Raw genomic sequence first — 17,520 nt, 5'->3', positions numbered from 1 at the left:
ATAACCTGGGCGCATGCTGGATGCGTGGAGCCTGCGGGTGCTCGTCGAGGTCGCCGACCACGGCTCGTTCTCGGCCGCGGCGCAGGCCCTGTCGATGACCCAGCCCGCGGTGTCGCGGCAGGTCGCCGGCCTGGAGCGGCGGCTGGGCGTGCCCCTGTTCCGCAGGGTCCACCGCGGCACCCGCCCGACCGGGCCCGGTGGGGTCGCCGTCGAGCTGGCCCGGGACGTGCTGGCCCGGATGGCGGCGCTGGAGGCCCGGATGGGCGCGTTCGGCGGGCTCGCGGCCGGTGAGCTGCGCCTGTCGGCGTTCCCCAGCGCCAACGCGGCGCTGGTGCCCGCGGCGATCCGCCGGTTCGGCCGCGACCACCCGGGCATCGCCCTCAGCCTCGTGCAGTCCGACCCGGACGGGCCGCTGCCCGCGGTCCGCGGCGGGCGGGTGGACCTCGCGCTGCTGACGTCCTGGCAGCTCTACGCCCACCCCGCGGCCGCCCGCACCGATCCGGACGCCGTCGCGCTGACCGACCGCGACCTGGCAGGCCTCGACCTCCTGCCGCTGCTGGACGAGCGGCTCAGCGTGGCCCTGCCTGCCGGGCACCCGCTGGCCGGCGCGGACCCGGTGCCGCTGGCCGGGCTCCGCGACGAGATGTGGATCGAAGGGGGTCACCCGGACTGCCTCGGCCCGATCCCGCAGCTGGCCGCGGCGCTGGGCGGTCCGCCGCGGATCGGGTTCTTCTGCGAGGACTGGAACGGCAAGCAGGCGCTGGTCGCGGCGGGCGCGGGCGTCACGCTGGTGCCGACGCTGGCCCGCGCGGCCGTGCGCGACGGCGTGGTGCTGCGCCCGACCGCCCCGGAGCTTCCCACCCGGCGGCTGTACGCCCTGTCGGCGGCACCGCCGCAGCGGCTGCCCGCGGTGACCGCGATGCTGGGACTGCTCACCGAGCTGGCCGGGGCCCTCGCCGCCGGGGCCCCGGAAGCGCCCGTGGGGCGTAAGCCGCTCCCGTCGGGCACATCCGAGACCGGATCGTGATCCGGGCCGTCCAACCGCGGGCGGCGCCCCGAGCGTCCTGTGCCCGACGACCCCGGACGGACCGGGTCGGCGGAGGGGTGAGGGCGATGGCGCGGTGGGCGGGGTGGAGGTCCGGCGGGCGGCGGCTGCGGTGGCCGAGCCGCAGGGCCGTGGTCGTGACGGCGGTCGTGGTGGGTGTCGTGGTGGCCGGGGGGTCCGCCGCGGTGCTCGGTGCGCAGTCGCGGACGTCGTCGTCGGGCGGCGGGGTGTGGGGCGGCTCGGGGACGTCGGCCGTGGCCCCGTCCATGCCCGACTACGGCGCCGGATCCGACTACGGGCCGAACTCGGAGGCCGGGGACGCGTCGGCGGAGGTGGGCGCCCCGGCGCCCGCGCCCTCGTCGATGCCCTCCGGCGAGGCCGCCGGCTCGACGGCCGACCGCGACGCCTCCGTCGGGAACGTCCCGACCGGCACCGTCGGGCGCGACCTGATCCGCAGCGCCCAGCTCAGCATCGAGGTGGACGACACCGGGGCCCGCACCCGCCAGGTGCGCACGGCGGCGGCCGCGGTCGGCGGGATCGTGGTGGAGGAGCAGTCCGGCGACACCGGCGGCTGGCTGACGCTGCGGGTGCCCGCGGACTCCCTCGACCGGCTCGTCGACGACATCGCCGGGCTGGGCAAGGTGGTGCAGCGCTCGGCGCAGGTGTCCGACGCCACCGAGCAGGTCACCGACCTCGACGCGCGGGTCGCCAGCCAGCGGGCCAGCGTCGACCGGGTGCGGACGCTGCTCGCGCAGGCGCAGACGATCGGCGACATCGTCGCCATCGAGTCGGAGCTGGCCGACCGGGAGGCCGAACTGGACTCGCTGGTGTCGCGGCTGGCCGCGCTGCGCGACCAGGTGGCCATGTCCACGCTGACCGTCGACCTGCGCGGACCGGGGGCGCCGGTGCCGCCGGTCGAGCCGGACGGCCCGGCCGGGTTCGCCGACGGGCTGGCCGCCGGGTGGTCGGGGCTGCTCGCGGTCGGCACGGCGGCGGCCGCCGTGGTGGGCTTCGTGCTGCCGCTGCTGCCGCTCGTGGTGGTCGGGCTGCTGCTGGTGCTGCTGGTGCGGCGGTTGGCGCGCGGGCGCCGGACCCCGGCGCCCGCCCCGGCAGGCGGGTCGCCCGCCCCGGGCGCCGCACCCTGACCGGACGAGGGGGCGAGGGGCGGGGGCGGAGCGACCCGGGAACCGAGGGGGAGTCATGGACTCGGGTCGCTCCACCGTCCGACCGGTCGCCGGGACCGCGCAATCGGGGGCGTCACGCGGTCGTCGGCGACCGTCCCGGGGTGGCGAGGGGGGCGCCGTTCCCGGGTCCGGAGGACGGGAGGGGGGTTCCGTCCGGTCCGGCGATGCACACCATGACACTCCGTGACAGGTTGAACAAGCCCGGACGACTGGGCCTTTCGAGTGTTTGATCTTATGTCACCGGAGCCGCGCTGGGCCTAGGCTTGGCCCGTTCCGGACCCCGGTGTCCGGTCCCGCCACTCGCAGAGGAGCCCCCGCATGGTTGTCCGCAGCCCGTACCCGGACGTCGAGATCCCCGAGGTGTCCCTGTACGACTTCCTGTTCTCCGGCTTCGGGGACCGGGGCGGGGCCACCGCGTTCGTCGACGGGATCAGCGGAGCGTCGCTGACCTTCGACCAGCTCGAGGACATGGTCGACAAGATCGCCGCGGGGCTGGCAGAGCGCGGCATCGCCGCGGGCGACGTGGTCGGCCTGTTCGCCCCCAACACGCCGTACTACGCCGCGGTGTTCCACGGCGTCCTGCGCGCCAACGCGGTCGTGACCAGCGCGAACTCGCTCTACACCCCCGGCGAGCTGGCCCACCAGCTGACCGACTCCGGGGCCAAGCTGCTGGTCACCGTCTCGGCCTTCCTCGACCGGGCCACCGCCGCGGCCGAGCAGGCCGGCCTGCCCCCGGAAGCGGTCATCACCCTCGACCCGGTCGAGGGCCACACCTCGCTGATCGACCTGATCAGCACCACGGCCGAGCCGCCTGCGCAGACGGTGGGCGCCACCGACATCGCGGTGCTGCCGTACTCGTCGGGCACCACCGGCCGGGCCAAGGGCGTGATCCTGACCCACCGCAACCTGGTGGCCAACCTGGTCCAGTTCGGCGCGCTGACCGGCGTCAACACCGAGTCGAAGATCCTTGCGGTGCTGCCGTTCTTCCACATCTACGGGATGACCGTGATGATGAACAACGGCATCCACAAGCGCGCCACGGTCGTCACGATGCCGCGCTTCGACCTGACCGACTTCCTGCGGGTCATCGCCGAGCACAAGGTCACCTACGTCTACATCGCCCCGCCGATCGCGGTCGCGCTGGCCAAGCACCCGGTCGTCGACCAGTACGACCTGTCCAGCATCGAGATCATCTTCTCCGGCGCCGCCCCGCTGGACGCCGAGCTGGGCCGGGCCGTGGCCAAGCGCCTGGGCACCCGCGTCCGGCAGGGCTACGGCATGACCGAGCTCAGCCCCGTCAGCCACTCGATGCGCGAGGAGGACGACGACGCCGACCTCAACAGCGTCGGGGTCGCGCTGCCCAACATCGAGTGCAAGCTCGTCGACCCGGAGTCCGGCGAGGAGGTCGGCCCGGGCGGGCGCGGCGAGCTGTGGGTGAAGGGCCCGAACGTGATGTCGGGCTACCTGAACAACCCCGAGGCCACCGCCATCACCCTGGACGCCGACGGCTACCTGCACACCGGCGACGTCGCCACCGTCACCGACGACGGCGTGTTCACCATCGTCGACCGCGTCAAGGAGCTGATCAAGTACAAGGGCTACCAGGTGCCCCCGGCCGAGCTGGAGGCCCTGCTGCTCACCAACGACCGCATCGCCGACGCCGCGGTGATCGGCGTGCGCGACGCCGAGGGCGAGGAGGTCCCCAAGGCGTTCGTCGTCCGCCAGGCGAACGCCGACGACCTCAGCGAGGACGAGGTCATGTCGTTCGTGGCCGAGCGGATCGCCCCGCACAAGAAGGTGCGGGTGGTGGAGTTCATCTCCGAGATCCCGAAGTCGTCCTCCGGCAAGATCCTGCGCAAGGACCTGCGCGCCCGGGAGACCGCGACGGGCTGAGCCCACCGGTCCGACCGCCAACGGGTCCGCGGCGAAACGCACCGGCCGGCCGCACCGGCCGGCCGCACCGGCCGGCCGGTGCGTTCGTCGATTGTCGGCCGATGGAGTACGTCTCCCGGGCTCCCGCGCCGCCGCTGCCCATCGTCGACGACCTCTACCAGCTCGCGGGGACCCCGCCCTACCCGCGACTGACGATCCCGCCGATGCCTCGGCGCTGGTGGTCGTCAACCTCGGGGCCCCGTTCCGCTTCGTCGACGGCGTGACCGAGGCCGTGCGCGTCGCACTGACCCGGGTCCGGATCGTCGGGGTGGCGTGCTCTGCTGTCGCCGTGCACGAGACCGGTCGACGGCAAGAGCTCCTGGGCGCGTCCCCGAGCATGTCCACCAGCGCGATCGTCGCGGCGGCGGTCCTGCCGCCGTCGGCGGGATAGGGGCCCGCGATGGCACTCGACCTCTTCGCCGGGATCTACGTCCGCGACTACCCGGCCGCGCTGGCCTGGTACACGCGCCTGCTCGGCTCGGAGCCCGACTTCATCGCCTCCGACACCGAGGCGGTGTGGGAGCTGGCCGAGCACCGCTCGCTGTTCATCGAGGAGGGCGCCGAGCACGCCGGGCACGCCCTGCACACGGTCTTCGTCGACGACTTCGACGCCCGCATCGCCGCGATCGCCGAGCGCGGCATCGAACCGGTGCAGCGCGAGACCTACCCGAACGGCGTTCGCAAGGCGCTCTTCCGCGACCCCGACGGCAACGAGGTCGGGTTCGGCGGCGGTCCCGCCTGACCGGGCGCTACCCGGTCGTCCGCAGGTGGCGGGCGAGCGCGGCGAGGGGGTGCTTGACATGCAGCTGCATGGCTGCTTATTTTTAGGCAGCCAGATGGCTGCATGACGGAGGTGGGGATGGACGAGGTGTTCCGGGCGCTGGCCGACCCGAGCCGGCGTCGCCTGCTGGACGACCTCAACGCGCGCAACGGGCAGACCCTGCGCGAGCTGTGCGCCGGGCTGGACATGGCCCGGCAGTCGGTCAGCAAGCACCTCGCCGTCCTGGAGGCGGCCGATCTGGTGACCACGGCGTGGCGCGGGCGGGAGAAGCTGCACTTCCTGAACGCGGCGCCGATCAACGCGATCGCCGAGCGCTGGATCGACCGCTACGACCGCGGTCGCGCCCGCGCGCTCGACGACCTGACCCGAGCCCTGGAGGCCACTGTGCCCAGCACCGAGAACCCCGTGTTCGTCTACGCCACCTACATCGCCACGACCCCCGAGCGCCTCTGGGAGGCGCTGACCGCCCCGGCGTTCACCCGCCGGTACTGGGGCGGCACCGAGCTGCACTCCGACTGGGCGGTCGGCTCCCCGGTGCTCTGGCAGGACCTCGGCAGCGAGCCGAAGGACCTCGGCCAGCTCGTGCTGGAGGCCGACCCGCCGCGCCGGCTCTCCTACAGCTGGCACGGCTTCCAGCCCCAGCACGCGGAGTTCTTCGGCTGGACGCCGGAGGAGTTCGCCGAGCGGAGCGCGGAGCGCCGGTCCAAGGTCACCTTCGAGATCGAGCCGCACGGCGACGCCGCCGTCCGGCTCACCGTGACCCACGACGACTTCGACCCCGGCAGCGTGATGCACCGCGCGATCAGCGGCCAGCTGCCGCCCAGCGGCGGCTGGCCCGAGCTGCTCGCCGACCTGAAGACGCTGCTGGAGACCGGCGACCTGATGTCCGGGGTCGGCGCCCGCACCTGACCCGACCCCGCCGGAGTTCAGGAAAGCCACGATGCCGAACCCACAGGGCAGCATCGTGGCTTTCCTGAACCGGGGCCGGGCGGTGTCGTGGGTGACGAACAGTTGCCGGTGGGCGTGCCGCCCGACCAGACTTGCCCGATGCGGTGCGCGACGGCTGGTCGACGGCCGGTGCCCGCGTCCGGGGCCGGCGGTCGGTGATGGCCGCCCGCACGCTGAGCCGGGTGGCCGGCACCCCGCTGTGGGCCCAGCTGCTGGCCGACCTGCGCCGCCGCCTCGACCAGGACGAGTTCGGCGCGGCCTTCCCCGGCGAGCTCGCCCTGGTCGCCGAGTACGGCGTCAGCCGGCACACGGTGCGCGAGGCGGTGCGGCGGCTGCGGGACGAGGGCGTGGTCGTCGCCGGGCGCGGGCGGTCGCCGCGCCGGGCCGAGCCCGCCGAGATCGAGCAGCCGCTCGGGGAGATCTACAGCCTGTTCAGCGCGGTGGAGGCCACCGGGCGGGTGCAGCGCAGCGTGGTGCGCACGCTCGACGTGCGGGCCGACGGGGTGGTCGCGGCCCGGCTCGGTCTGGAGGAGTCGACCCCGCTCGTGCACCTGGAGCGGCTGCGGCTGGCCGACGCCGAGCCGCTGGCCGTCGACCGGGTCTGGCTGCCCGAGCGGTTGGCGGCGCCGCTGCTGGAGGTCGACTTCGCGCGCACCGGGCTGTACGCGGAGTACGCGACGCGGTGCGGGGTCCGGGTGACCGGCGGCAGCGAGCGCATCCGGGCCGTCGTGCCGGGGACGGCCGAGCGGGTGCTGCTGGGCACCGCGCCGGAGGTGGCCGCGTTCGCGATCGACCGGATCGGACTGGCGGGCGGGACGCCGGTCGAGTGGCGCCAGACCCTCGTGCGCGCCGACCGGTTCAGCGTGACGGCGCGGTTCTCCGCCCGCGACGGCTACCGCATGGAGGGCGCAGGCTAGGCAGGCTCACCGCACGTCGACGTGGACGCGCACCGTGGTGCCGGTGGAGCGGCGGTGGATGCGGACCAGGTCGCACACCTGGTGCACGATGTAGAGCCCGTGGCCGACCTCCGGCGGGGCCGGCGGGCGCCGCCCGACCAGCGGGTCGCTGATCCGGCCGCCGTCCTGGATCTGGCAGACGACCTGCCCGCCGGTGGTCCAGATGCTGAGCAGGCCCTGCCCGCCGCTGTGCACGAGGGTGTTGATGACCAGCTCCTGCACGGCCAGCCGCAGGTCGCCGAGGCGCTCCGCGGTCATGCCCGCCGCCGTGCCGAACTCGTGCACGAAGCGCCGGGCCGAGCGGGTGCCGGTGGTGCTGCTGACGACCATGACGTCGGCGTCGGGCGGGGAGAGCGGGAGCGGCGAGTCGAACAGCATCGCCACGGCGGCCGGGTCGGCGTAGCCGGGGCTGGCCCAGCGGTCGTCGTCGGAGGCCATGATCGGGTGCGTGCGGGTGGCGTCGACCAGGACGGACTTCTCCAGCTTCGTGACGTCGTAGGGGCAGCGGATGAACGCGGGCGCGTCGGCGAGCGCCACGTTGATCAGCGCCTCGTGCTCGGCGCAGGCCGGGTACTCGGCGGCGTCGCGGCCGGCCCAGATGGGCTCGCCGATGATCCGCACGCGGGTGCCGGGGTGCTCGGCGACGAACGCGGTGAGCACCGAGCCGATGATCCGCCCGGGGTTGCGGCCGTCGACCGACATGTCGGCCGTGCGCACGCGGGCCAGCTCGGAGTCGTCGAGGGCGGCGCGCAGCAGGCCGAGGCCCGGCTGCGGGACGGCGACCAGCACCGGCTCGCCGAGGGCGAGGCCTTCGCGGATGAACGGGACCAGCCCGGCGCGGTAGGTGGAGGCGTCCGTGTAGAGGAACGCGTCGTGCTCAAGGGTGCCGAGGGAGCCGTGGGGACGGAGTCCGTCGGCACGGTCCACACTTCCGCCGACGGTCATCGGCCTCCTCAATCACCGGTCCGGGTCGCCGCTCACGGTGGTGGGTCGACCACGCAGGGCGACAGGATACCCGCTCCGCCGCGGGCTGCGAAGAGGTGGGCGATGTGGACGGTGTGGACCCCGGTCGGGGAGTCGTCGCGGGTCAGCGCACCGCGACCGACACGCCGATGCCACCCGGGGTGTCGGCGCCGTAGCGGGCGATCTCGGCGTCGAGGTCGAGGACCGCGGTGCGCATCCCGGTGGTGCCGTCGAGCAGGTCGGCCGGCACCAGCCAGCTGACCTCGAACTCGATGCCGTCGGGGTCGTGGGCGTAGAGCGCCTTGGTGGAGCCGTGGTCGGAGGCGCCGACCAGTGCGCCGCGCTCGACCAGCGCCTCGCGGACGCGCCGCAGCTCGCCGAGGGTGTCGACCTCCCAGGCGAGGTGGTAGAGCCCGACGGTCCCGCGCCCCGCTGGCGAGTCGCCGGCCTGCGCGCCGACCTCGAACAGGCCAAGGTCGTGGTCGTTGGTGGAGTCCGCCGCCTGCAGGAATGCGGCCTTGCCGCCCATGTTGGTGATCACCCGGAACTCCAGGGCCCCGGTGTAGAAGTCGACGCTGCGCGCGACGTCGCGGACGTAGAGCACGGCGTGGTTGAGGCGTTGGACCGGCATCGTTTCCTCCAGTAGTTGAACGTTCAAGTTCAACCATAACCGGCGGGCCCGCGGACTTCAACCGGATCCGACGGGCCCGCGGGGTGCGCGGCGTCACCGCCCGCACACCCGTACGAGGCCGGGCACGGTCGTACCGCCCGGTAGTCTGTGCAGGTGGACGAGGGGTCGACGCGCTGGCTCGAACCGGCGGAGATGCGCGCCTGGCTCTCCTACGTCGCCGGGTCGACGCTGCTGGAGGCCGCGCTCGACCGCCAGCTCCAACGCGACTCCGGCATGCCGCACGCCTACTACCAGATCCTGGCCATGCTCTCCGAGGCACCGGACCGCACCCGCCGGATGAGCGACCTGGCCGCCGCCACGCAGAGCTCGCAGAGCCGGCTCTCGCACGCGGTCAGCCGCCTGGAGGCCAACGGCTGGGTGCGCCGGTCGCAGTGCCCCGACGACCGCCGCGGCACCCTGGCCACGCTCACCGAGCAGGGCATGGCGGTGCTGCGCGAGGCCGCGCCGGGGCACGTGCGCACCGTCCGCGAGCACCTGTTCGACCGGCTCACCCCCGAGCAGGTCGAGCAGCTCACCGACATCTGGCAGACCGTGCTGGAGGGCATGGGCGACCGCGACGGCGTCCCCGCCGCGGCTCGCGCGGTGCTGGGCGAAGCGGCGCGCTGACGCCGCGTCGTACGGTGTGTGGCGGTCGTCCGGTCCGGGCGTCCGGTCGATCATCGCCCGTAATGCCGGGCGGCGCGCCACGACATCTCCGATGAGGCCCACGATCGGGTGATCGTCGGCGCAGCTTTCGGGGGAGGACTCGATGTCACGTTCCGTTCCGGTCTCCGCGCGGGTGGCCGCCGCGGTGGTGCTCGCCGCCGCGCTGGCGCTCGGCGGTTGTTCCAGCGAGGTCGCCGGGTCGGCCTCGCCCGTGGCCGGCGGCGGAGCGGGCGCCCCGGCCGCCGGGCCGGAGCCGTCCGGCGCGCCGCAGCCGACCTCGGCCGCGCCCACCCCGGGCGGCGGCGGCCAGGCGCGCCAGGGCGACGCCTTCGACGACGCGCAGGGCCGCTTCGACCTGCTCCCGCCCGAGGGCTGGGACGTCGACACCAGCGGCCAGCAGGGCACCACCGCGGTCTTCCTCGACCCGCAGCCGGTGAGCACCGCGGCCGGGCAGTTCCGGGTCAACGTCAACGTCATCGTCGGCGCCTTCGACGGCGACCTCGACGACCTGCTCGCCGAGACCCGCACCCAGCTCACCACCTTCACCGCCTACACCTCCACCGCCGACGAGGACGTCGAGCTGTCCGACGGCACCAAGGCGCACCTGATCGGCGGCACCTTCACCGACGACGCCTCCGGGTTCGACCTGCAGAACCTGCAGCTGTTCACGGTCGACGGCGGCAACGTCTTCGCCGTCACCGGCACCGCGCCCGTCGAGGTGTGGGACGACTACGAGGCCGAGCTGGAGAGCACCCTGCGCTCGCTGACCCTCTCGGTCTGACCCGGGCGGGTTTCCCCGTTCGGCCCCGCGGACGGGGCTCGCGCTGCGAGACTCCGCGCGACCCGCCGCCCGGGCGGGTCGCGATCCCCGGGGGGCGAGGATGACCGGTTCCGTCCGGCCGCGGGCGGCGGGCGCGCTGCTCGTGGCGCTGCTGGCCCTGCTCGGCCTCACCGGCTGCGCGGTCGCCGTGGCCGGTGAGCCCGCGCCCGCCGCCGCCACCGGCGACTACCGCGACCCGCAGGGCCGCTTCGCGCTGGCCCTGCCGCCGGGCTGGACGCGCGACCCGAGCCACCCCGGTCCGGCGATCGTGTTCCTCGACGCGCCCGCCGTCCCCGACCCGCTGGCCCGGCTGACGTCCCCGGCCATCGAGGTGCGCGTGCTCGACTGGCCAGGCGACCTGGGGCGCGCCGTCGACACGTTCCACCCGACGCTCGGCGCGCGCGGCCCGGCGGCCTTCGACGAACCCGTCACGCTGCCCGACGGCACCCCCGCGCACCTGTTCGGAGACACCGTCCCCGACGGCCTCGGCCCCGGCTTCGACCGGCGGGAGCTGCAGGTCTACGCGGTCACCGGGGGCAGGCTCGTGACGGTCACCGCGCGCGGGGAGACCGGGGACTGGAACGGCTACGGCGAGCCGCTGTTCGACACCGCGGTGCGCAGCCTCACCGTCGGGCCCTGACCCCGGCCGGTCTCCCGCGCACCTGGCAGAGTGACCGCCATGGGAACACTGGTGCTTCTCCGGCACGGCCAGAGCGTGTGGAACGCGGAGAACCTGTTCACCGGCTGGGTGGACGTCCCGCTCTCCGAGACCGGTGAGCAGGAGGCTCGCCGCGGCGGCGAGCTCATGCGCGAGACGGGCCTGCTGCCCGACGTCGTGCACACCTCGTTGCTGCGCCGGGCGATCTCCACCGCCAACCTGGCCCTGGACGCCGCCGACCGGCACTGGATCCCGGTCCGCCGCGACTGGCGGCTCAACGAGCGCCACTACGGCGCCCTGCAGGGCAAGGACAAGAAGCAGACGCTCGACGAGTTCGGCGAGGAGCAGTTCATGCGCTGGCGCCGCTCCTACGACGAGCCGCCGCCCGCCATCGAGCGCGGCTCGGAGTTCGACCAGTCCGGCGACCCGCGCTACGCCTTCGACGAGGTGCCGGCCACCGAGTGCCTCGCCGACGTGGTGGCCCGGTTCCTGCCGTACTGGGAGTCGGCGGTGGTCCCCGACCTGCGCGCCGGGAAGACCGTGCTGCTGGCCGCGCACGGCAACTCGCTGCGCGCGCTGGTGAAGCACCTCGACGGGGTCTCCGACTCCGACATCGTCGGGCTGAACATCCCGACCGGCATCCCGCTGCGCTACGAGCTCGACGACGAGCTGCGCCCGACCGTGGCGGGTGGCACCTACCTCGACCCGGAGGCGGCGAAGACCGCCGCCGCCGCCGTCGCCGCGCAGGGCCGCTGACGCGCGGACCCGGTCGGGTGAACGGGGCGTGAACGGCGGCGGAAATGTCGCACTGAGCGGCGTCAGCAGCGTCACGACCAGCCGTTGACGCTGGCCGCGGGACCGGTCTGACTGCCTATATTGCGGTCGTGACCGTGCCGGCGACCGTGGTGATCGCGGCCGTGGCGCTCGTCGTCGGAGTGGCGATCGGGGTCGCGGTCGCGCGGCGGCGGGTGCCGCCGCCCGCCGGGGGCGCGCTCCCGGCCCCGGAGCCGCCGCCGGACGCCGACCTGCTGCAGCGGGCGTTCCGGGCGGCCGAGGTGGGCATGGCGGTGCTCGACCGGGCGGGCGAGGTCGTGCTGCACAACGCCCAGGCCGCCCAGCTCGGAGTCGTCCGCGACGGGCGGGTCGACGCCCGCGCCGTCGCGGCCCTGCAGACGATGCTGCAGACCGGCGCCCCGGTGGCCGTCGACCTGTCGCCGCTGCGCGGGCGGGCCCGCCCGCCCGCGGCCGTGCTGGCCAACGTGCGCCCGCTGGTCGACGGGTTCGGCCTGGTGGAGGCCAGCGACACCTCCGAGGTGGTGCGCCTGGAGGCCACCCGCCGCGACTTCGTGGCCAACGTCAGCCACGAGCTGAAGACTCCGGTCGGGGCGATGGGAGTGCTGGCCGAGGCCGTGCTGGATGCCGCGGACGACCCCGACGCGGTGCGCCGGTTCGGCACGAAGATCGTCAGCGAGGCGGCCCGGCTGGGCAACCTGGTCACCGAGCTGATCGCGCTGTCCCGGCTGACCGGCGCCGAGCGGCTGCCGGAGATGTGCGCGGTGAGCCTGGACGACGTCGTGGACGCCGCGCTGGCCCGGTCCAAGGTGACCGCGGAGTCGGCCCGCATCGAGATCGTCGTCGACCGGCCGCTGGGCATCGAGGTCGACGGCGACGAGACGCTGCTGGTCACCGCCCTGTCGAACCTGGTGGAGAACGCGATCGCCTACTCCCCGGCCGAGGCGACGGTGTCGGTGTCGCGGCGCCGCTCCGGGCAGTGGGCGGAGATCTCGGTGACCGACCGCGGCATCGGGATCGCCCCCGAGCACCAGCAGCGGGTCTTCGAGCGCTTCTTCCGGGTCGACCCGGCCCGCTCCCGCGCCACCGGCGGCACCGGCCTCGGCCTGGCGATCGTCAAGCACGTGTTGGCCAACCACGGCGGCGAGGTCGGCCTGTGGAGCAGCCCGGGCACCGGGTCCACGTTCACCATGCGGCTACCGGTCCGCGCCGCCGACCGCCGACCGCTCCCCGATCCCGACGCGGCCCCCGCCGGCGCCGACGACCAGCCACGACCGGAGGCAGCGCCGCCCCCGCCCCCCGTCCCGACCGGCGCGACCCGCCGGCCGGCCGACCTCCCCGACCGCGTCGGGTGACCTGGAGGATCCGATGACCAGGGTGTTGATCGTCGAGGACGAGGAGTCCTTCGCCGACCCACTCGCCTTCCTGCTGCGCAAGGAGGGTTTCACCACCGCCATCGCGGTCACCGGTCAGGACGCGCTGGAGGAGTTCGACCGCAACGGCGCCGACATCGTGCTGCTCGACCTGATGCTGCCCGGCATGAGCGGCACCGACGTCTGCAAGGCTCTGCGCGCCCGCTCGGCCGTCCCGGTGATCATGGTGACGGCCCGGGACAGCGAGATCGACAAGGTGGTCGGCCTGGAACTGGGCGCCGACGACTACGTCACCAAGCCGTACTCGGCCCGCGAGCTGATCGCCCGCGTGCGCGCCGTGCTGCGCCGGGGCGGCGACGCCGCCGACGCCGACGTCCCGTCCGGCGTGCTGGAGGCGGGCCCGGTCCGGATGGACGTGGAGCGGCACGTCGTCTCGGTGAACGGGTCGACGGTGGCGCTGCCGCTCAAGGAGTTCGACCTGCTGGAGTACCTGTTGCGCAACGTCGGCCGGGTGCTGACCCGCGGCCAGCTGATCGACCGGGTCTGGGGCGCCGACTACGTCGGCGACACCAAGACCCTGGACGTGCACGTCAAGCGGCTGCGGGCCAAGGTCGAGACCGACCCGGGGGCACCCCAGCACCTGGTGACGGTGCGAGGGCTGGGCTACAAGTTCGAGTCGTAGCCCTCGGCCTCGGGGGCGGATCGAGCGCTTCCGGAACGGGCCTCGCTCGGTTCGCAGAGGGCTGTGAGGTCGACCCGAGCCGGGTCCACCGCGCCGTGGGGTGACCGACGTCCCATGCGGGTTGGCGGGCGGGGGGAGGGGTACCCGAGTAGTTGAGGCAACAACTACTACTCGTGGAGGCACGTCCGTGACGGACCTGCGAACAGCGGTCATCTACTACTCGGCCACCGGCAGCGTGTACGCGATGGCCCAGGCCGCCGCGAAGGCGGCCGAGCACGCCGGCTCGGAGGTGCGGCTGCGCAAGGTGCGCGAGCTGGCCCCCGAGCAGGCCATCGCCGGCAACGAGGGGTGGGCCGCGCACGCCGCCCAGACCCAGGACGTCCCCGAGGCGACCCTGGACGACCTGGAGTGGGCCGACCTGCTGGTCGTCGGCGCGCCGACCCGCTTCGGCCTGCCCGCGGCCCAGCTCAAGCAGTTCCTGGACACCACCGGTCCGCTGTGGGGCGAGGGCAAGCTGGTCAACAAGGCGGCCACGTCGTTCACCTCGGCGGCCACCGCGCACGGCGGCCAGGAGACCACCATCACCGCCCTGAACAACACCTTCTACCACTGGGGCTGCCTCATCGTGCCGCCCGGCTACGCCGACCCGATCCAGTTCCAGGCGGGCAACCCCTACGGCAGCAGCCACACGTCCAACAACGGCACGACGCCGCCCGGCCAGGTCGAGCTGGACGCCGTCGCGTTCCAGGCCCGGCGCGCGGTGCAGGTCGCGCAGGCCCTCAAGACCGGTCTCGCCGCGGCCTGACGCCCCGCCCCCGCACCCCCCGGCACCCCCCGCACCGGTACCGGCCCCGCACCGGCGCGGTTCAGGAAAGCCACGATGCTGCCCCCACAGGACGGCATCGTGGCTTTCCTGAACTCCGGGACGGGACGGACGGGCGCTCCGCTGACAGCAGGTGTCAGTGGGGTGCTCCTAGCGTGCGTCGGGTGACGACCTCCCCAGTCCCTCCCGTCGGCGACGGCCGGGCGGACTTCGACTTCCTGCACGGTTCCTGGCGCATCGCCGCCCGGCGGCTGAGCGACGTCTTCGACCCGGCGTCGCCCTGGGTCGACTTCGACCTGACCGCGGAGGTCCGGCCCGTCCTGGCCGGCCTGGGCAACCACGAGGTCTGCCACGGGCCCACCGGCCCGTCCGGCGGCCCGTTCGACGGCATGACGCTGCGGCTGTTCGACCCCCGCACCCGGACCTGGCGCATCTGGTGGGCGTCGACCGGCGATCCGGGGCACCTCGACCCGCCGCTGGAGGGCCGGTTCGACGGCACCCGCGGCGACTTCCACGGCCGCGACCGCGTCGCGGGCACCGACGTCGACGTGCACTTCCGCTGGGACGACGGCGGTGGGGACGCGGCCAGCTGGGCCCAGGCGTTCTCCACCGACGGCGCCCGGACGTGGGTCACGAACTTCACCATGGACTTTCGGCGGGGGTGAGCGGTCAGCCCGGCCGGCCCGTGGCATGTCGCGCTGCGCGACCGGGTCGTCGACGACATCGACCGCTTCCCGCGGTCGACCTGGGATCAGGGCGAGACCTCGGCCACGACCTTCGCGATCCGCCGCGCCCGGGTGTCGGCCGCCTTCGCGCCCTCGACCGACAGCACGTGCCGGCGCTGGTTGCTGTAGGAGAGCGCGGCGAACGCGGCCTGCGCCGCGGGCACCTCGGCGAGCGCGGCGGCGAGGTCCGCGGGCACCTCCACCACCCGCGGTTCGGTGTCCACCTCCACCTCGACCTCGATCTCGTCGCCCGCGGCGACACCGGCGGCCGCGCGCACCTCGGCGGAGACCGGCAGCAGGTACCGCCCGCCCATCACGGCCACGGTGGACCGGTAGGTGCGGCCGTTGATCGTGACGCGGACGGGGACGCGCTTGCCGCCGAGCCCGGTCACGACCGCATCGGGCACTTCGATGCCGGTGGCGGTCTTCCTGCTGAGCTCCACAGTGGTCCGGAATCTCATGGGCGCAGTCTGCCCCGATCGCCCTGGGTGGCGGGAACACGACACCGCGGCTGAGCAACCATCCCCAAGGTGTGGACAGCGGTGTGGGCATCCGGGCAGCTCGCACAGTGATCGGCCCCGGACGTCGGTTGCGCGAACCTGAGAGCGTGTGTTCCGGCGTCCGGGTGGTGTGCCGGGCCTGGGGATGTCGCTGTGAGTAGTAGTGCTCTACGCTTGGTGGCGGGTTCGGTCACGGCCGCATCACGACCAGGCAGTAGCCTGCTCCCGTGCGCACTCGTGTGCTCGACGTCGTGGACCGCTCCCCGCTCGAGACCCCCGTCCCCGCCGCCCGCCCGGTCGGGCCGGGCGGGCGTCGCGCCATCCTCGGTTCCGGAACCGACCGCTCGGCGCAGGACGCGCCGTGCGGGCTTGGACGCTTGACGCGCTTCGGGGCACGGTGTACGCGATGAGTTCCGAGACCGACCAGCCCCGCCAGCGGACCGTCGCCGAGCTGCTCGCCCAGCACGGCGGCAGTGACGCGACGTCGACCGGCCGTCGGCGCCGTCGTCGGGACCCCGACGACGTCTCGGACGACGCGGGCGCCCCCGGTGCTCCCCAGTCCAACGGATCCAACGGCGCCGACCCGCCCGGCGGGTCGGGCGCCTGGCCCTCGGCCCGGTCGCCGCAGCCCGAGCGCCCGTCCGGGCCGCCCCCCGCCTCGCTGGCCGGACCGGCCGGGGCCCGGGAGTCCGGACCGCGCCCTCCCGGAGCCCTGCCCCACCAGTACCAGTCGCCCGCCGTCGACTTCCCCGGCGGCCCGGGGAACGGCTCGCCCAACGGCGCCACCAACGGCTCGGCGAACGGCTCGGCCAACGGGGCCGGCCGCGGCGGTCCCGGCCAGTGGGGCGGCCCGCCGCGCCGCGAGCCCGAGCGCGATCAGGACGCGACCAGCGCATTCCGGTCCGACGCCTTCCGCCCCGAGCCGCCGCGCGACCGCCCCGCCCCCGGGTGGGACCCGGCGGGCCAGCCCGACCAGCCCCGCATGGAGCAGTCCCGGACCGACCAGCACCGCCCCGACCAGGCCGGTGCGGCGTGGGACGCCCAGGGCCGTCCCGGTGCCGGGCGCGACCGCCAGGGCCCGGCGGAGCCGCCGGGGGGCCAGCGCGGCCCGCAGCAGTTCGGTCCCCGCGAGCAGCCGCCGCAGCGCGCGTTCCCGCAGGTGGCGGAGCAGGCGCGACCCGCGGGCCCGCCGCACGCGTCCGCCCCGCACGCGGGCGGGGCCCCGCTGGCCGCGTCGGCGCTGCCGGCGCCGCTGTTCGGGCCGCCGTCGGCCGGGCCGAACGGGCAGCCCAACGGGCGGCCGCCGTTCGAGGTGCCGGGGTACGGCCGTCCCGGCGCCGACCCCAACCTCACCGGTCCGATCGACCACCAGCGGCTCGAGGCGCTGCGCCAGTCCGAGGCCACCAGCCGCGTGCAGGCCGCCGACCGCGGCGCCCGCGCACCCGTCGACGACGGCGGCCCGGCCACCGCCGTGGGCGCGGCGCCCGCGGGCGCCGAGGACTGGCACCGCGCCCGCACCGGTCAGGACCGCCCGCCCGGTGCCCCCGCCGTCGACGCCGGCCCGCCGACCGAGGCCGCCGCCCCGATGGACTTCGACGACTTCGACGACGACGGCCACCCCGCAGGCCTCGGTCCGGCCGAGGCGGGCGCCGACCGCCCGGCGGGCACCCGCACCGACTCCGACGCCGACCCGGCCGACGCCGACGACGAGGTCGCCGAGGGCGAGGGCACCGCGCAGTCGTGGGCGCCGGTGCTGGCCCAGTGGGTCGTCGGGGCGATCGGCGGCGCCGCTCTCTGGGTGGGCTTCCGGTACCTGTGGAGCAGCCTGCTCGTCGTGGCCATCGCGGCGGCTATCCTGGTCACCGCGGGTCTGGTCGTCGTCGTGCGGACCCTGCTGCGCAACAGCGACCTCCGCACCACGGTCGCCGCGATCCTGGTGGGCGTCCTGCTGACCGTGTCGCCGGCCGTGCTGGTCCTGCTGGGGAGATAGCCGGGGAGGAGA

Annotated in this window: 19 protein-coding genes; 16 read left to right on the top strand and 3 right to left on the bottom strand. The window is 74.8% G+C overall.

Annotated elements, in window-relative coordinates:
- Positions 1-13 precede the first annotated feature (13 nt).
- The 7 genes from KDL28_RS17385 to KDL28_RS17355 all read left to right on the top strand — a co-directional run bounded on the left by KDL28_RS17385 (position 14) and on the right by KDL28_RS17355 (position 6,807).
- A complete protein-coding gene (locus tag KDL28_RS17385; protein WP_252439874.1) occupies positions 14-1,027 on the top strand; it encodes a LysR family transcriptional regulator in 1,014 nt (337 codons plus the stop codon).
- Between the two features lie 155 nt (positions 1,028-1,182).
- Positions 1,183-2,190: a DUF4349 domain-containing protein gene (locus KDL28_RS17380; RefSeq protein WP_252439872.1), complete on the top strand. Its 1,008-nt coding sequence runs from the start codon at positions 1,183-1,185 to the stop codon at positions 2,188-2,190.
- Positions 2,191-2,547: 357 nt separating this feature from the next.
- The gene (locus tag KDL28_RS17375; protein WP_252439870.1) at positions 2,548-4,122 is read left to right on the top strand and encodes an AMP-binding protein; all 1,575 of its coding nucleotides are present in this window, start codon (positions 2,548-2,550) and stop codon (positions 4,120-4,122) included.
- A gap of 217 nt (positions 4,123-4,339) precedes the next feature.
- Positions 4,340-4,552, top strand: coding sequence for a hypothetical protein (locus KDL28_RS41540; RefSeq protein WP_308216017.1), 213 nt, complete (start codon positions 4,340-4,342; stop codon positions 4,550-4,552).
- Positions 4,553-4,561: 9 nt separating this feature from the next.
- Positions 4,562-4,903 (top strand): VOC family protein, encoded by a 342-nt coding sequence (locus KDL28_RS17365; RefSeq protein WP_252439868.1) that lies wholly within the window; start codon positions 4,562-4,564, stop codon positions 4,901-4,903.
- A gap of 117 nt (positions 4,904-5,020) precedes the next feature.
- Positions 5,021-5,851, top strand: coding sequence for an ArsR/SmtB family transcription factor (locus KDL28_RS17360; protein ID WP_252440098.1), 831 nt, complete (start codon positions 5,021-5,023; stop codon positions 5,849-5,851).
- Between the two features lie 131 nt (positions 5,852-5,982).
- Positions 5,983-6,807, top strand: a complete 825-nt coding sequence (locus KDL28_RS17355) for a GntR family transcriptional regulator (RefSeq protein ID WP_443698374.1) — start codon at positions 5,983-5,985, stop codon at positions 6,805-6,807.
- Between the two features lie 6 nt (positions 6,808-6,813).
- Here KDL28_RS17355 and KDL28_RS17350 read toward each other — a convergent pair whose 3' ends face one another.
- Together KDL28_RS17350 and KDL28_RS17345 are read right to left on the bottom strand one after the other, a co-directional pair.
- Positions 6,814-7,791 carry an anti-sigma factor RsbA family regulatory protein gene (locus KDL28_RS17350; protein ID WP_252439866.1) on the bottom strand — a complete coding sequence of 326 codons (978 nt, stop codon included), beginning with the start codon at positions 7,789-7,791 and terminating at the stop codon, positions 6,814-6,816.
- A gap of 142 nt (positions 7,792-7,933) precedes the next feature.
- Positions 7,934-8,440: a VOC family protein gene (locus tag KDL28_RS17345; protein ID WP_252439864.1), complete on the bottom strand. Its 507-nt coding sequence runs from the start codon at positions 8,438-8,440 to the stop codon at positions 7,934-7,936.
- Positions 8,441-8,632: 192 nt separating this feature from the next.
- On the opposite strand from KDL28_RS17345, the gene KDL28_RS17340 reads away from it, so the two are divergent.
- From KDL28_RS17340 to KDL28_RS17305, 8 genes are all read left to right on the top strand, one after another.
- Complete coding sequence (locus KDL28_RS17340) at positions 8,633-9,106, top strand: MarR family winged helix-turn-helix transcriptional regulator (protein WP_252440094.1); 474 nt, start codon at positions 8,633-8,635, stop codon at positions 9,104-9,106.
- Positions 9,107-9,248: 142 nt separating this feature from the next.
- Positions 9,249-9,926, top strand: a complete 678-nt coding sequence (locus KDL28_RS17335; RefSeq protein ID WP_252439862.1) for a hypothetical protein — start codon at positions 9,249-9,251, stop codon at positions 9,924-9,926.
- Positions 9,927-10,026: 100 nt separating this feature from the next.
- On the top strand, positions 10,027-10,605 hold the full coding sequence (locus KDL28_RS17330) for a hypothetical protein (RefSeq protein WP_252439860.1): 579 nt from the start codon (positions 10,027-10,029) through the stop codon (positions 10,603-10,605).
- A 30-nt stretch (positions 10,606-10,635) separates the two neighbouring features.
- A complete protein-coding gene (locus tag KDL28_RS17325) occupies positions 10,636-11,379 on the top strand; it encodes a phosphoglyceromutase (protein ID WP_252439858.1) in 744 nt (247 codons plus the stop codon).
- A gap of 128 nt (positions 11,380-11,507) precedes the next feature.
- A complete protein-coding gene (locus KDL28_RS17320) occupies positions 11,508-12,770 on the top strand; it encodes a sensor histidine kinase (RefSeq protein WP_252439856.1) in 1,263 nt (420 codons plus the stop codon).
- Positions 12,771-12,783: 13 nt separating this feature from the next.
- A complete protein-coding gene (locus tag KDL28_RS17315; protein ID WP_252439854.1) occupies positions 12,784-13,470 on the top strand; it encodes a response regulator in 687 nt (228 codons plus the stop codon).
- 187 nt (positions 13,471-13,657) lie between these two features.
- Positions 13,658-14,275, top strand: a complete 618-nt coding sequence (gene wrbA / locus KDL28_RS17310; RefSeq protein WP_252439852.1) for an NAD(P)H:quinone oxidoreductase — start codon at positions 13,658-13,660, stop codon at positions 14,273-14,275.
- Positions 14,276-14,457: 182 nt separating this feature from the next.
- Entirely contained in the window at positions 14,458-14,958 is a 501-nt protein-coding gene (locus tag KDL28_RS17305) for a hypothetical protein (protein WP_252439850.1), read from the top strand.
- A gap of 86 nt (positions 14,959-15,044) precedes the next feature.
- Here the strand turns inward: KDL28_RS17305 and KDL28_RS17300 are convergent, their stop codons facing one another.
- Positions 15,045-15,479: a YdeI/OmpD-associated family protein gene (locus KDL28_RS17300; RefSeq protein ID WP_252439848.1), complete on the bottom strand. Its 435-nt coding sequence runs from the start codon at positions 15,477-15,479 to the stop codon at positions 15,045-15,047.
- A gap of 445 nt (positions 15,480-15,924) precedes the next feature.
- Between KDL28_RS17300 and KDL28_RS17295 the strand changes: the two genes are divergently transcribed.
- Positions 15,925-17,508, top strand: a complete 1,584-nt coding sequence (locus tag KDL28_RS17295) for an Rv0497 family membrane protein (RefSeq protein WP_252439846.1) — start codon at positions 15,925-15,927, stop codon at positions 17,506-17,508.
- Positions 17,509-17,520 lie beyond the last annotated feature (12 nt).

The sequence above is a fragment of the Pseudonocardia humida genome (genome assembly GCF_023898865.1).
GTDB lineage: Bacteria > Actinomycetota > Actinomycetes > Mycobacteriales > Pseudonocardiaceae > Pseudonocardia > Pseudonocardia humida.
This window is presented reverse-complemented; position numbering and strand designations above follow the sequence as displayed.

Coding starts and splice junctions, on each gene's coding strand:
- KDL28_RS17385 (WP_252439874.1), top strand. CDS start 14: ATGCTGGATGCGTGGAGCCTGCGGGTGCTCGTCGAGGTCGCCGACCAC.
- KDL28_RS17375 (WP_252439870.1), top strand. CDS start 2,548: ATGGTTGTCCGCAGCCCGTACCCGGACGTCGAGATCCCCGAGGTGTCC.
- KDL28_RS17365 (WP_252439868.1), top strand. CDS start 4,562: ATGGCACTCGACCTCTTCGCCGGGATCTACGTCCGCGACTACCCGGCC.
- KDL28_RS17360 (WP_252440098.1), top strand. CDS start 5,021: ATGGACGAGGTGTTCCGGGCGCTGGCCGACCCGAGCCGGCGTCGCCTG.
- KDL28_RS17350 (WP_252439866.1), bottom strand. CDS start 7,791: ATGACCGTCGGCGGAAGTGTGGACCGTGCCGACGGACTCCGTCCCCAC.
- KDL28_RS17345 (WP_252439864.1), bottom strand. CDS start 8,440: ATGCCGGTCCAACGCCTCAACCACGCCGTGCTCTACGTCCGCGACGTC.
- KDL28_RS17340 (WP_252440094.1), top strand. CDS start 8,633: ATGCGCGCCTGGCTCTCCTACGTCGCCGGGTCGACGCTGCTGGAGGCC.
- KDL28_RS17335 (WP_252439862.1), top strand. CDS start 9,249: ATGTCACGTTCCGTTCCGGTCTCCGCGCGGGTGGCCGCCGCGGTGGTG.
- KDL28_RS17330 (WP_252439860.1), top strand. CDS start 10,027: ATGACCGGTTCCGTCCGGCCGCGGGCGGCGGGCGCGCTGCTCGTGGCG.
- KDL28_RS17315 (WP_252439854.1), top strand. CDS start 12,784: ATGACCAGGGTGTTGATCGTCGAGGACGAGGAGTCCTTCGCCGACCCA.
- KDL28_RS17300 (WP_252439848.1), bottom strand. CDS start 15,479: ATGAGATTCCGGACCACTGTGGAGCTCAGCAGGAAGACCGCCACCGGC.
- KDL28_RS17295 (WP_252439846.1), top strand. CDS start 15,925: ATGAGTTCCGAGACCGACCAGCCCCGCCAGCGGACCGTCGCCGAGCTG.